Below are 14188 nucleotides of genomic sequence, written 5' to 3'. Positions count from 1 at the left end.
CTAAGATACAAATTTTCTTCCTATTATGAAAATAATAATACAGCAAAAAAGCCCGTTGAACAGTAATTTTCAACGGGCTTTTTTATATTATGATTATCAGAAATCCGGAAGTGATGACAAACCTTAAATTAACGTTTTGTATATCAATGTCGAACTGCTGAAATTGTCAGTTTATTCGTTCCTTCCGTGACAGTTTTTATACTTCTTGCCACTTCCGCAATAACAAGGGTCGTTACGTCCCGGTTTCTTGTCTACATGAACCGGAGAAATTTTAGGTGCACCCTGTTGTTGCGGTCTTTGTCCACCCCCTTGTGGTGCCCCATCTTCCATTTCATTACGCTCGGTACGGTAACGGCTGTAATCTGTCTTTTGCTCAGGAGCAGCCTGACGTACCTGTTCCGGTTCGCGTACAGGAATCTGGCCACGCATAAGAATTGTAACTGCTTTGGTATTTACACTGTTGAGCATAGATTTGAACAGATTGAATGATTCCAACTTGTAGATCAATAGCGGATCTTTCTGCTCGTAACTTGCATTCTGTACTGACTGGCGAAGTTCGTCCATTTCGCGAAGATGTTCTTTCCATTCTTCATCTATGGTATGCAGTACAATTGCTTTCTCGAATGCTTTGATAATATCTTTTGATTGGCTGTCATATGCCTCTTTCAGATTGCAGGATATATTGTAGACACGTTTACCGTCTGTAATCGGGATCAATATATTTTCAAATTTATCTCCCTGCTCTTCATACACCTGTTTGATAACCGGATTAGCTATTTCGGCAAGACGATCCATTTTCTGTTTGAAGTTCTGAACAGCTTTGTCATAAATCTGGTCTGTCATCGTATCCGATTTCATATTGCGGAAGGTAGCTTCGTCGAATGGCGCTTCTGTAGCAAATAAACGAAGTAAATCTATCTTCAGTCCTTCATAATCGAGATCATCGGCATATTGCTCTACAAGGCTTGTTGATGTATCGTAAAGCATATTTACAATATCGATACCGATACGCTCACCCATAAGGGCATGACGGCGACGTTTATAGATAACTTCACGCTGCGAGTTCATCACATCGTCATATTCCAGCAAACGTTTACGGATACCGAAGTTATTTTCTTCCACCTTCTTCTGAGCACGCTCTACAGACTTGCTAAGCATGTTATGCTCAAGCATTTCACCTTCTTTGAAACCCATACGGTCCATCATTCCGGCAATACGTTCCGATGCGAACAGACGCATCAAATCGTCTTCCAGCGAGATATAGAATACAGATGAACCCGGGTCACCCTGACGTCCGGCACGACCACGCAACTGGCGGTCAACACGGCGCGATTCATGTCTTTCAGTACCGATAATTGCCAAACCACCTGCTTCTTTTACACTTGGCGCCAACTTGATGTCGGTACCACGACCGGCCATATTGGTAGCAATGGTAACTGCTCCCGGCTGTCCGGCAAGCGCCACTACTTCTGCCTCACGTTGGTGCAATTTCGCATTCAGTACATTATGTTTTATCTTACGCATGGTAAGCATCTTACTCAATAGTTCGGATATCTCTACCGAAGTAGTACCTACAAGTACGGCGCGACCTTGATTTACAAGCTCTTCAATTTCGTGGATAACTGCGGTATATTTTTCACGCTTCGTCTTGTAGATACGGTCGTTCATATCCTTACGTGCAATCGGCCTGTTGGTAGGGATTACAACTACATCCAGTTTGTAGATGTTCCACAACTCGCCTGCTTCCGTTTCGGCTGTACCGGTCATACCCGACAGTTTGTGGTACATACGGAAATAGTTTTGCAGGGTAATAGTTGCAAATGTCTGTGTAGCAGCTTCTACCTTTACGCGTTCTTTAGCTTCTATCGCCTGATGTAGACCATCCGAGTAGCGACGGCCATCCATGATACGTCCGGTTTGCTCGTCCACAATCATTACCTTGTTGTCCATAACAACATATTCATCATCTTTTTCGAATAATGCATATGCTTTCAGTAATTGATTGACAGTATGTACACGTTCCGATTTGATAGAATAATTCTGCATCAACTCATCTTTCTTCTGCGCTTTATCGCTATCAGATACAGATTCGTTTTCAAGTTCGGAAAGCTGAGCACCTATATCAGGTAATACAAAGAATAACGGGTCATCGGAGTTACCTGTAAGCAGGTCGATACCTTTATCCGTTAACTCGATACTATTATTCTTTTCATCGATAACAAAATATAAATCATCTGTAACAATATGCATATTACGCATTTGTTCAGACATATAATGCTCCTCAGTCTTTAACATAGATGCTTTTACACCCGGCTCACTGAGGAATTTGATAAGCGGTTTATTCTTAGGAAGCCCTTTGAATGAACGGTATAGCAATAAGCTACCTTCTTCCTGTTCCTTCTTATCTTCCGATGCCATTTTTGCTTTGGCTTCAGCAAGCAATTTTGTACAGAGGTCGCGTTGTGCTTTCACTATAATTTCTACACGCGGACGAAACTCTTCAAATAATTGTTGTTCGCCTTTCGGTATCGGTCCGGATATAATTAGCGGTGTACGGGCATCATCGATCAATACGGAGTCAACCTCGTCGACAATTGCATAATTATGTTTACGCTGTACAAGGTCTGACGGATTAATAGCCATATTGTCACGCAGATAGTCGAAGCCGAATTCATTATTCGTACCGAATGTAATATCTGCCTGATATGCTTTGCGGCGTCCTTCCGAGTTCGGCTGATGTTTATCGATACAATCGACAGACAGCCCGTTGAACATATAGATAGGCCCCATCCATTCCGAGTCACGTTTTGCCAGATAATCATTCACCGTAACCACATGTACTCCGTTTCCGGTAAGGGCATTCAGGAACACAGGAAGTGTACCTACAAGGGTTTTACCTTCACCCGTAGCCATTTCGGCAATTTTACCTTTATGTAGAACGACACCACCGAACAGCTGTACATCGTAATGAATCATATCCCATACAATGTCATTTCCTCCGGCTACCCAATGGTTGTAATAAATTGCTTTATCGCCATCAATGGAAACAAAGTCGTGTGTTTCTGCAAGTTCGCGGTCAAAATCTGTGGCGGTAACTACCACTTCTTCATTTTGCGTAAAACGGCGTGCTGTTTCTTTTACTATTGAAAATACTTCGGGAAGTACTTGTTCGAGAACTTCTTCGTATTTGTCTGTTACTTCTTTCTCCAGTTTATCTACTTCTGCCCAAACTTCTTCACGTTGGTCGATTTCCATCGATTCCACGCTGGCTTTGAGTTCTTCTATTCTGTTTTTTTCTGTAGCTACATAGTCCTGCACCTGTTGTCTGATTTCGGCAGTCTTGGCACGCAATTCGTCGTGTGAAAGTTTTTCTATCGACGGATATGCAGCCTTAATGCGGTCTACATACGGATTAATCTCCTTTAAGTCGCGTTGAGATTTGTTTCCGAATAATGATGATAAAATATCAGCGAATCCCATATATTTAGTTTTTATTTTTTTCTGTTTATTGTTTTTAATAATCTTAGAGTAATTCTGATAATGCTTCTTCCCGGGCTGCATTCGGTGAACGTATGCGCATAATATACGATACGGTCGGCGCTATTTCTGTAGCTTTTATTGTTCTTTTTATTCTTTCGGCTTTTATACCGTTTCCGAAGAATATAACAGGGCAAATCACCGCATTGTTGCGAACCTGCTTTTCCTTAAAGGTAGGGTCAGGCTCATTTACAATTTTGTATCCCGGCTGTATTTCCACAAACAGGTCACCGGATGTTTCCTTGGTGTATCCGTTTTTGTAATATTCCATTACAGGATTCCATTGCCCATGCTGTATCTGATAAGAAGTATATACTTCCTGTACACCCGTAAATTCTGAAATGAATTCGGCTGCCTTGTCCTGTATTTCCTGCAGTGATATTTGCTTTTGCTTTATCAGTTCCCTGTTCAGGTATACCTGTCCGTTGTGAAACTTATTCACCCATTTATTATCCCTGCCGTAAATGGCCATGAGATACATATTGAGCAACGCTTCGCAACGATTAATATAGAATTTGTTCTCAGGAATATTCTGTTCCGATGTATAGGATATCTCGTTGGAATTAAAATATCCTGTCGAAGAAACGAATATCAGTGTATTTTTCAGACCTACCGATTTTTCTACTTCATCCAGCAATTTCTCTATTTCCCTGTCGAGGCGGATATAAACATCCTGAATTTCGAAGGAATAATCCGTATTTACATTCGGATAATTACCAGCATAGAACGTCATAGAAAGAAAATCAGGGCTTGTACGTTTCCCTAATTCAGCCTTCGAAAGTACAGTAAGAGCAGTAGACGATACATTTTCATTTACTACAGGCATGGTCTTAGCCAACTGATATGTGGCTTTATCGACTCCTGTGTGATGTGAAAACGGTGATTTATTTTCTACATACGGGAATGCCTTGTAGTCTCCGGTACTTAATAACGGAGTCCAGCGCATATCCCATGCTTTTACCGAAAAATCGTTATTGCTGCGATTTTCCTGATCTACAGTCCAGTAAAAGTTCTTATAATAGGTTGAAGTAGCCCACTTACCAGTGTAATCATCGACCCAGTATGCTGCATTCCCTCTCAATCCGGCTGTAATCAGCGCCTGAGATATCTGCGGAGCAAAAGAGTATACGTCGGATGTTCCCTTTGTAGCCAGTTTCAATTCATCTGTTATAGTAGATGTTTTGAGGGCCAAAGGCGATACTTTGTCTTCCGTATAATTTCCCAGATAGTTAGGGTCGGAAAAAGTGAAAGTTTCTTCATCTTTCGCAGCGAAGTATTTCTTATTACCTACAATGCCATGATAAAACGGCGTTGTTCCCGTATATATGGTTGCAATGGCCGAAGCATCGTCGAGGTAAGGGAAATCAAATTTAATATTCTGGTATACAAGTCCTTCATTGAGAAGGCGTTTAAAACCTCTCTCGGTAAAGTTATTGCGGAAAAGCTCCAGATAATCGCCTCTGAGCTGATCTATAGTTATACCTATTACCAATTTAGGCGTTTCACGCACAGTTGTCTGCGCCTGAACAGATGTAATAGTCAGTACTGCTACCAGTGAGGTTATTATTCTTATCATCTTGCTTTAGGTAGGCTGTAATCAGCCTTTTTCTTTAACTTTTTTTGTTGTGCGATATTCATAAACGATCTGAGCCCTATGGACAAAATGAACGGAATGAATGCTATTTCCAATTGCTGTGGTATCAAACACCATGCCAAAAGAAATGCTAAAAGCGCCACAAAGTTAATAAAATGATAGTAATAAATGCACTTTGACAGTGATTTTACAAAGAATAGTAATGCAACTATGAATTGAAGCGGGTTTAACCATACTATATTCCAGTTTGGTTTGGTGCAAGGATGCTCTGAAAAGAACATCAGGAAGAAGATAATGCAGCCTGCAATCCCTGCCACAAGAAAGAGTAAAGTATCGAATACCTTGCCTAAAATAAGCATCTGCTTTTTATATGCCAGATATGATATAAGAGCACTAACAACCAGCAAAATGATTCCCGCCCAAAGAGGCGTTATAGGAAAATCCTTATCGAATGGTAGCGGTTCGAGTAGCTTCTTTGTCGATAAAAGTGTATTTCTTGTTGTTCCGTCCTCATTTGTTATATTAGAACCTTCATACGCATTCATCAGATAACGCGGAAGAAAATATTTCTGCCAGTCTGTAATCACTTTATCGGCATCGGCACCTATTACCAAATCTACTCCGAATCTGAACCATTGCTTTTCCTTGGTACATTCCCATACTAAATCCCGATAAGTTTGCTCCTTGTCGGTAGGCGTATAGTTGATTTTACCGTTAATATATTTTTGAAATATATCACGCGGACGGGTTGTGCAATTATCGTAGAAATAATTGTAGCGGTAAACCCTGTTCTCCGGCAGACAGTTTATCAGCAAGGCTTCGAATATATCCTGCTTTTCTTTTTGTGTCAGATTAAATTCCTGTTCTATAATGCCTACTCCTCTGTCTTTATATTCGTTATAATAATGAGCATACGGGATAGGCGCAACCATATAATCAGTCTTTCCTTGTATAAATAGAAGTATGAAATTAGATTTCGATATATTGAACAGCCCGAAATTAAAGGCATAATCGATATTTTGCGACGGATCGGATACCCTCATGGATGTATGCCCGAAAAGAGAATAAACAGCTTCGTCCCAAGGGGCATTTGTTAACAGGCTGATTTTTGCCGAGTCGCTCAATGTAATGCGTGGAATCTGTTGTGCCTTTCCGTGTACGGCAAAGCCGCATATAATAAGTATGAGGATGATAAATTTCTTCATTGTTAAAATTTTTCCTTTACAAAGATAATGATATATGCTTAAACTATCTATCGGCAAAGACTCTTCATTCGGTGTAATGTTGTGAATTTTATTTAAAATAATCGTTTTGTAACCAAATATTGAACTATGAATCAGTATATTCTTTATTTTTGATTTTTGTTAAAAATTAAATTAATGTTTGTATATGAACAAAGGATTATTACTTATTGTTTTGCTGTGCTCTTTTATTTTTGCCACGGCGCAAGATATTCAATTGGTTACTCCCACACGGACAGGCGGTAAGCCATTGATGGATGCATTGAACGAACGTCAGTCGAACCGAAATTTTGTAAAAAAGGATTTGCCGGCTCAGACTTTATCCGATATGCTTTGGGCGGCATATGGTTTTAACAGGGAAGATAAACGTACTGTACCTTCCTCCCAGAACAGGCAGGAATTGGATGTATATGTGATGTTGAGTACCGGAATCTATTTCTATGATGCAAAAGAAAATAAACTGATAATGAAACAGAAAGGTGATTTTTGTGCGGCTCTCGGGCAACCGAATATTACGGGAAGTGCTGCATTATCACTTATTTATGTAATCAATCTGGATAAGAACAGCCGCGATGCCGGATTGATCGCAGCTGGTTTTTCTGTACAGAATGTATACTTGTACTGTGCATCTGCGGGGCTTGGCGCAGTTGCCCGCGGTTCATTTAAAAGGCCTGACCTGCAAAATGTTATGAAACTGACGGATAAGCAGGAAGTTGTATTGACTCAAGCTGTGGGATATATAAAGTAAAAATGAGAAGAGAAATAAAAAATGGCTGGATATTCTCCAGCCATTTTTTATATAAATATGTGATAATCAATACACAAGACCTACATTATCAATCCATAATCGGCTGTCGATACTTCCCGTATACGCGCCACCGTTGCTGGATGAGAATTGGACGATAAGATGAGTAACTTTGTCGGTGGGCAGCCCCCATGATGCTTCGCGGATCGGAACCATCTTCCCTTTACTGTTGCGGGTATAATAATAGGTTTCTTCTTGGTTTTTCAATCCCATGTATGGAGCGAATGTACTTTTAGACGAAATATTTCCGTATTGGATTTCCAACCTGTGACCGTTTTGCCAGTTAGGAACCGATTTGTCGAAACGTTCCCATCCTGTTCCTACACGCTTGGCGTATATATTTCCGTCTGCGTCTTCCCATCGGTTTTGAAGCAGGATCTGGACTTCGGCCATATCTTTCTTATCGAGCTTCTTTTGTTTGCTGAAGCCTGTTGCCTGCACACAATTACCTCCTGTAGTTACTTTATAGTCGTATTGCATTGCCTTTGGCCGTTTTGTAAAGGGTATACCTGTTACCAGTTTCGACTGGGGATTATTCGTATCTTTTATCGGTTCCAGCATTTCTCCGAGGAAAATGGTGCCGCTGGCCAGTACATTGATATCGATCATACCGAGTACTGTAACTTTTTCGATTCTTGTTTCCAGTCTTGCACAAAATCCGTTATCTCTTTTCTCAGGGAAAACGGTTACGCTGCCTTTAGTTATCGTTTTTACTTTAGCAAGCACAGACGAATTAGCCCATGGAGATACGGTGTTTTTGTAGGCCACGTCTTTGAGGGTGTCACCCGATGTTATTTCATATAAGTATTTGGTATTACCGCCTATCATTCTCGATTCTTTTATCTGTCTTACCATCCATTTGTCCATATTGCCGAACGGGATAAGCTCAACAGTTTCATTCTGGGCGAATAGGGTAATCAGGGGCATTAATCCTGTAATAGCGAACAGTGTGGTTTTTCTAAGTAGTTGTGTCATATCTTAGTTTAATTAATGAAACATATTCCTTTCTTCTATCATCTTTTTATCTTCTTTCTTCAGGCCTGCATTATAGAAAGAAATCGGGTTGTCATGGTCGCTCAGATACATCCTTTTTGTCGTTTTAAACCTTTTATCTACCAGTGATAAGTCGGCATCCAGATAGCTCGTTTCTATATTGGCCATGTCGAGAACTGTATGGAATGCAGCATTTGTGGCAACAGGCTTGGAACTATTATTTACAGCATTTCTCGTTTTCCACGGATAATTTTCTTTATAAACAGGTGAAAACCATAAAAGCATAGGTATTTTCAACTGATAGAAAGTCGGATTAGGCGAGGCATGCAAAAAGCGTTTTCGCTTATCATCCTGAATATCTTCCCCGTGATCCGATGCATAATACATTCCCGAGCAGGCGCCTGTTTCTGTTAATATCTCTGTCACGCTATGAAGAAAATTGTCCGTATATAGTATCGTGTTATCATAAGCATTCACGAGCATTTGCCTTTCGGTCCGGCTGATTTCTTCTACATTATCCGGCGTGAATTTAGCAAAATTTTCCGGATAACGCTCTTTATAATTAAAATGTGACCCGTAAGTATGAAGTATAATAAACAGATTTCCTTTAACAGAATCGATATAATGCCTGAATTTAGGCAATAAAGCTTCATCGTAATTATTTATCCGGTCATTTGCATAACGGTAATAATGGACAAAATCGGCTTCCTGAGCAAAGTAATCTGTAAATGTACGGTTTGCCGACTGGTTGGAAATAAAAGCTGTTGTGAATCCGACTTCCTTAAATGCTTCGATAATACTTTTCTGTTGATATATCACATCATAGTTTTCAGCTGATGCCGCCGACATAATTATCGGGACACTCTTATGGGTGGTATTCGATTGTGTAATTGCATCCTTGAAAAAGACGATATTCGTATCTTTTGCCAGATAAGGGGTGGTATTGCGTTCGTAACCATAGAGCCCCCAGTTTTCGGCCCGGCCTGTTTCACCTACTACCAAAACATATATTTCCCTTTGTCCGGCTTCTTTTACTTTTCGGGCATTGAAAGTAAAGTCTTTAGAAGTTACCGGATAATTACAGCTGCGTTTCCATTTATTCGCAGCAAAATCAAGATTGTAAAATATATTGACCGGATATACATCCTGATGAAATGTAAAATTTCCGGTATTCTCATTCTTGGCAAAGAAACATAAGACGTATGACGATACCATGATAATGATGCCTGAAAAAAAGAATTTACGACGAAAAGAGCCTTCGTTTCTTACCCCTCTCTTAAAGGCAATCACAGCGATAACGATAGTCGGAATATAAACAATAACAACAAAAACGATAGATGCAAAGATACCGTTAATCACTTCTCCGGCCTCAGTAGCATTGGTCGTTACCACATTCAGGAACATATCTACGGCAATCACATCTTCCCCGAACAAATAAAAAACAACCATTTGAAAAGCATGGAGGACCAATAATGGTACAAGAAGTAATTGTATCAGACCGATATTCTTCGATATACTAAAGGTAGAGAAATAAAGTCCTAGAGGGAAAACAACAAGCATTAACCTGCCTACGATATTGAACGGTTCTGTAAATATCAATCCAATATTGGGCAAAAAATTAACTGTAACAAACAGTATGAACAGATAAACAGGATTAGCTATGAAGCTATCCATCCATTTTTTTAGGTTCATCTTCGGGCTCTTAAAATGCTTCGTTTATGTTGAAATAAAAAGCGGATTCTCCTTTTCCTATACCATAGTCCAAACGGACATTCACTCTCTTCTTGAATTCCCAGCGGTAGCCAATGCCAAAAGTGGGTAATGTCTGATCTAATTCGAATTTAGAAAATTTAGAAAAAACATTCCCGGCTCCTGCCCAGACTACTGCGCTACTTCTCTTGTATACATGTTGCCGCAGCTCTACCTGCGACTGAATAAGATTCTTGTCTCTGTATCGTCCCCTGTAATAGCCGCGCATCTGATAGGAACCTCCGGCTTCTGCCATCATATTCCATGCTACATCTCCCCAGTTGAAAATTCCCTGCAGGTCGAATGCTAAGATGCCGCCTTCCCACACTTGCTTATAAGCCCTGAACACCAACTCGGTAGTACTGGAATTATACGAACTGCCAACAAATTTAGGATAAAATACCTGTTCGGCTTTTGCATATATCCCTTTATACGGATTAGGGATAAAATCACGCGAATCGTAAGATAGTATAAGACCGGCTCCGACAGCAGTAGTACTTCTTTTCGCATCTCCAAGCAAGCTTATATCATCGAAATTTTTACCTTCTACGTTCCTCACATTCGTTGTAATTCCCAGATAAGTATTCGGAGCCATTTTCTTGAGAAAATCAAATTTAAGCCCCATTACCTGATTATCATAATCCGAATCATAATCTTTTCGTCCGGCATCATAGCCCACTCCCCAGTATCTGCTGGGGCGGTGTGCAAAATATATGTCAGCATCGATGCGGTACGCCATTTTCGGGAAAAGAGCATTGCCGCTAATCCCGATCACATATGCACCAGTGGTGGTTATATCGCCATACAGCGAAACGTTCGACGGCGAAATGCTCAGATCGCTCCTGTCTATACGATACAACCCCGAAGCAACCATTCCCAGTCCAAGTTTGGTATCACCGGAATAGTGCGGGCCACCTATTATTGAAAAATCGAAACGCTTGTCGTTATTTACCTCGTTCGATTTTTCGAAATATTCTATAAACCGTTTAAAAAAGCTCTTTTTTTCAACAGTAGTGGTATCTGTTTGTGATGCATCCTGCGCATATAGCATACCACAATTACCTATTATCAGTAAAAAAACATATATTTTACGCATAGTGATCGAAATTAACTTCTTTCAATCGACAGAACCTTATTTTTTAATGAAAATCAATTCTGCTTTTGCATATTTTATAATATTTTAAACAAAACTTATTATTTATGTAACAAAAAAGGTTAACCTATTTCGATTAACCTTGTATTGTAAGTTATATATCGGATTCTAGTTTTGGCTTATCAGTTCATCGATTTCGCTCAGATGAAGTTCAAAATGGTGTAAGTAATCCATAATCATATCTTTCAGGGATACTTTATCTCCTAAAGCCGATATCCATTCATTACCGAGTTTATCCGGATTCACATTTCTGATAACATGCACGATGTGAATATTAGTGTATTTCCATAGTTGAATGACATTATTCCAGTCTTCTGTCTGATAATTCTGAATCGCAATCCACCTGTCGTTATTTCCCACATTCGCATAATCGGGAAAGATTAGCGGACTAGCCCGATATTGCAGATGAATAATCCGGTGGGTATTATTTGAGGCTGAATCCACCATATGTCCGAGGATCTGCCTGATAGTTCTGCTTTGACTATTCTTTCTGTGAGTAATAACATTTTCAGGTAAAGCCTGTAGTTTTGGCTCCCATTTCTCAATCAGAGATAACAAGGATATGTTATTTACTTCAAATTCCTCCATATTCCGCCAGATATTAATTTTATAGCTGTAGTGCACCGATAAGTTCTTTTACGGATGAGATATTGTGCCTGTCGAGATATTCTTTGATGCCATCTACCACCTTCACTGAAATAGTGGGGTCGACAAAGTTGTGTGTCCCTATCTGTATGGCAGATGACCCTGCAAGGATAAATTCAATCGCATCCTGCCAACACGAAATTCCTCCCATACCGATGATCGGTATCTTCACGGCATTGTATGTCTGCCATACCATACGCAAAGCTACAGGTTTTACACACGGGCCGGAAAGTCCTCCCGTAACCGTTGATAATACCGGACGTTTCCTGTTGATGTCGATAGCCATTCCCAGCAGTGTGTTGATAAGAGAAACGGCATCAGCACCTTCTGCTTCGGCGGCTCTGGCTATTTCTGTTATATCTGTTACATTTGGAGATAGTTTTACAATCAGAGTCTTATCCCATACTTTGCGTACCGCTCTTGTTACTTCGGCTGCCGAATCGGCGCATACACCGAAAGCCATGCCGCCTTCCTTTACGTTAGGGCACGAAATATTGAGTTCGATAGCCGGAATTTTATCCAGATTCAGTAGTTTTTCGGTACATTCTACATAATCTTCGATAGTAGAACCCGATACGTTTACAATTATATTTGTATCATAATCTTTTATCTCGGGATATATATTGGAAACGAAGTAGTCGACACCCTTATTTTGCAGTCCTACAGCGTTTAACATGCCGGCCGGCGTTTCTGCCATACGCGGATAATCATTCCCCTGACGCTCCCGAATAGTAGTTCCCTTTACAAATATACCGCCTATTCGCGACAAATCTATAATGTCCGAATACTCTTTCCCATAGCCAAAAGTACCCGAAGCTGTCATCACGGGATTCTTCAAATGTAGTTTACCTATGTTTACGATTAATTTGTCCATGTCAACTTTTCTATATTAAATACGGGACCATCTGTACACACGCATACATTCCCTTCGCGAGTCTTCTCCACACAACACAGGCAGACTCCAAATCCGCATGCCATAACGTTTTCGAGTGAGACCTCACAATTTATTTTGTTCTCTTTTGCATATCTTGCTATAGCCATCATCATTGGCTTCGGTCCACAGGTGTAAATCGATGAAAAACGGGTGTTTTTTAACACTGAATGATCGGTTACATAGCCTTTTTCTCCGAACGAACCGTCTTCGGTAGTGCAAAAGACTTCTCCGTATTGTGCAAAGTCTTTCAATTGGAGTAAATCACCCTTAGATCGTGCCCCTAATAAGAATGTCGGCTTAAAGCCCTTTTCCTTGAGGCAGGAGCCAAGATAAAGCATGGGAGCTGTTCCTACACCTCCGCCGATTAATAAGAGCTCCTGAGCCTTATTTTCATCGGGTATGGTAAACGAATTACCAAGGGGAAGAAGCAGGTTTACGATATCACCCGTTTTATATGCGCACATTTTGCGTGTACCGTCACCGATTGCCTGTATAAGCAGCCATAATTCGTTCTTCGATTTATCGATATAATTAACCGAAATGGGGCGACGCAGATAAGTTTTGGGCGAGCCGTCTACTTTTACTTCTACAAATTGTCCGGGAAACATTTCCGGTAAAGGAGAGTTATCTGTGGTTGTCAGTTTGATGAGGCAGTAACTTTGGTTTAGTTGGTTGTTTTGTGTAACAACTAAATCCAGCATTTTTTTCATTTACCTTAGTTTTTTTAGAGATAAAGACTTTCTGATTTATTCGGACACAAAGGTAATAAAGTTTGGGCTTACTAAAAAATGCGGAAAGTATAATAATGAAAGGAAAACTCCATCATATGTTTATTATAAGTTAAAGATTCCGTTTTATAATTAAATACCTAATATTTTTAGCCTGCCATTTGTTTATAATGGTACATTATCAGCATTGAATGTCTCAAATGTATTATCTGAGTAATAAATTATTATTTTAGTAATTTTACGCTCAGGTGCTTTTTGATATATAATAGTCTGTTTTTCAGATTCTTTTTGCGTATTTGCCGCTTCATTAACTATATTTTCCTTGCGATATTCGGTTTCTGTTTGGGTAATGGGTAAGGATACGGGAGCCTGAGAGAATAAATCAGGTTGACTTTGTCCCGATTGAAAATAATTTGAAGAAGACTCTTGCTGTACAGAAGAAATCTTTCCCCCCTCAGTCTTATACATATCTCCGGTTCCTGTTAAGAGCCAATCCGGATTGATATAATTCATTTTTCCTAATATTCTGGTAACAACATCCAAACTGGGATTATTCCGGCCATTAAGGATATGTGAAATCACTGCTCGTCCAAGTTCAAGTTTATCGGCAAATGCAGATGGAGTCATATTCTCCTGTTCCATTATAAATCTTATCCTGTCTTTCATATTTAAGTTTGTATATCATTGTAGGAACAAATGTAAATAAAATATTTTACAAATGAAAACACACCCAGTTTACTTTTGTTGTTTACAAAAATATTACCGCAAATTACATTTGTAATAAATTATAATGTATACAATCGTATTCC

General features: G+C 39.8%; 11 protein-coding genes. 1 reads left to right on the top strand and 10 read right to left on the bottom strand.

Annotated features, from left to right (window positions below):
* Nucleotides 1-171: 171 nt before the first annotated feature.
* From secA to K348_RS0100590, 3 genes are read right to left on the bottom strand one after another with little or no spacing between them, the layout of a single operon-like run.
* A complete protein-coding gene (gene secA / locus K348_RS0100600; protein WP_029901902.1) occupies nt 172-3480 on the bottom strand; it encodes a preprotein translocase subunit SecA in 3309 nt (1102 codons plus the stop codon).
* Between the two features lie 43 nt (nt 3481-3523).
* Nucleotides 3524-5113, bottom strand: coding sequence for an alkaline phosphatase family protein (locus K348_RS0100595; RefSeq protein ID WP_029901900.1), 1590 nt, complete (start codon nt 5111-5113; stop codon nt 3524-3526).
* Nucleotides 5110-6336: a DUF4105 domain-containing protein gene (locus K348_RS0100590; protein WP_029901898.1), complete on the bottom strand. Its 1227-nt coding sequence runs from the start codon at nt 6334-6336 to the stop codon at nt 5110-5112. The genes K348_RS0100595 and K348_RS0100590 overlap by 4 nt, the downstream gene beginning before the upstream one ends.
* A gap of 184 nt (nt 6337-6520) precedes the next feature.
* Between K348_RS0100590 and K348_RS0100585 the strand changes: the two genes are divergently transcribed.
* A complete protein-coding gene (locus K348_RS0100585) occupies nt 6521-7120 on the top strand; it encodes a SagB/ThcOx family dehydrogenase (RefSeq protein WP_029901896.1) in 600 nt (199 codons plus the stop codon).
* 66 nt (nt 7121-7186) lie between these two features.
* Here the strand turns inward: K348_RS0100585 and K348_RS0100580 are convergent, their stop codons facing one another.
* From K348_RS0100580 to K348_RS0100550, 7 genes are all read right to left on the bottom strand, one after another.
* The gene (locus K348_RS0100580) at nt 7187-8152 is read right to left on the bottom strand and encodes a PCMD domain-containing protein (protein ID WP_029901894.1); all 966 of its coding nucleotides are present in this window, start codon (nt 8150-8152) and stop codon (nt 7187-7189) included.
* Nucleotides 8153-8164: 12 nt separating this feature from the next.
* Nucleotides 8165-9862, bottom strand: coding sequence for a phosphoethanolamine transferase (locus tag K348_RS0100575; RefSeq protein WP_051697451.1), 1698 nt, complete (start codon nt 9860-9862; stop codon nt 8165-8167).
* A 10-nt stretch (nt 9863-9872) separates the two neighbouring features.
* The gene (locus tag K348_RS0100570; protein WP_029901890.1) at nt 9873-11015 is read right to left on the bottom strand and encodes a BamA/TamA family outer membrane protein; all 1143 of its coding nucleotides are present in this window, start codon (nt 11013-11015) and stop codon (nt 9873-9875) included.
* A 165-nt stretch (nt 11016-11180) separates the two neighbouring features.
* Entirely contained in the window at nt 11181-11660 is a 480-nt protein-coding gene (locus tag K348_RS0100565) for a hypothetical protein (RefSeq protein WP_029901888.1), read from the bottom strand.
* 19 nt (nt 11661-11679) lie between these two features.
* Complete coding sequence (locus tag K348_RS0100560) at nt 11680-12591, bottom strand: dihydroorotate dehydrogenase (protein WP_029901887.1); 912 nt, start codon at nt 12589-12591, stop codon at nt 11680-11682.
* Entirely contained in the window at nt 12579-13361 is a 783-nt protein-coding gene (locus K348_RS0100555; protein WP_029901884.1) for a dihydroorotate dehydrogenase electron transfer subunit, read from the bottom strand. The genes K348_RS0100560 and K348_RS0100555 overlap by 13 nt, the downstream gene beginning before the upstream one ends.
* A 183-nt stretch (nt 13362-13544) precedes the next feature.
* Nucleotides 13545-14045 carry a helix-turn-helix domain-containing protein gene (locus K348_RS0100550; RefSeq protein WP_029901882.1) on the bottom strand — a complete coding sequence of 167 codons (501 nt, stop codon included), beginning with the start codon at nt 14043-14045 and terminating at the stop codon, nt 13545-13547.
* Nucleotides 14046-14188: the final 143 nt, after the last annotated feature.

The organism is Prevotella sp. 10(H) (assembly GCF_000711235.1).
Lineage (GTDB): Bacteria > Bacteroidota > Bacteroidia > Bacteroidales > Dysgonomonadaceae > Dysgonomonas.
The sequence above is the reverse complement of the archived record's forward strand: the minus strand, read 5'-3'. Positions and strand labels throughout refer to the sequence as shown.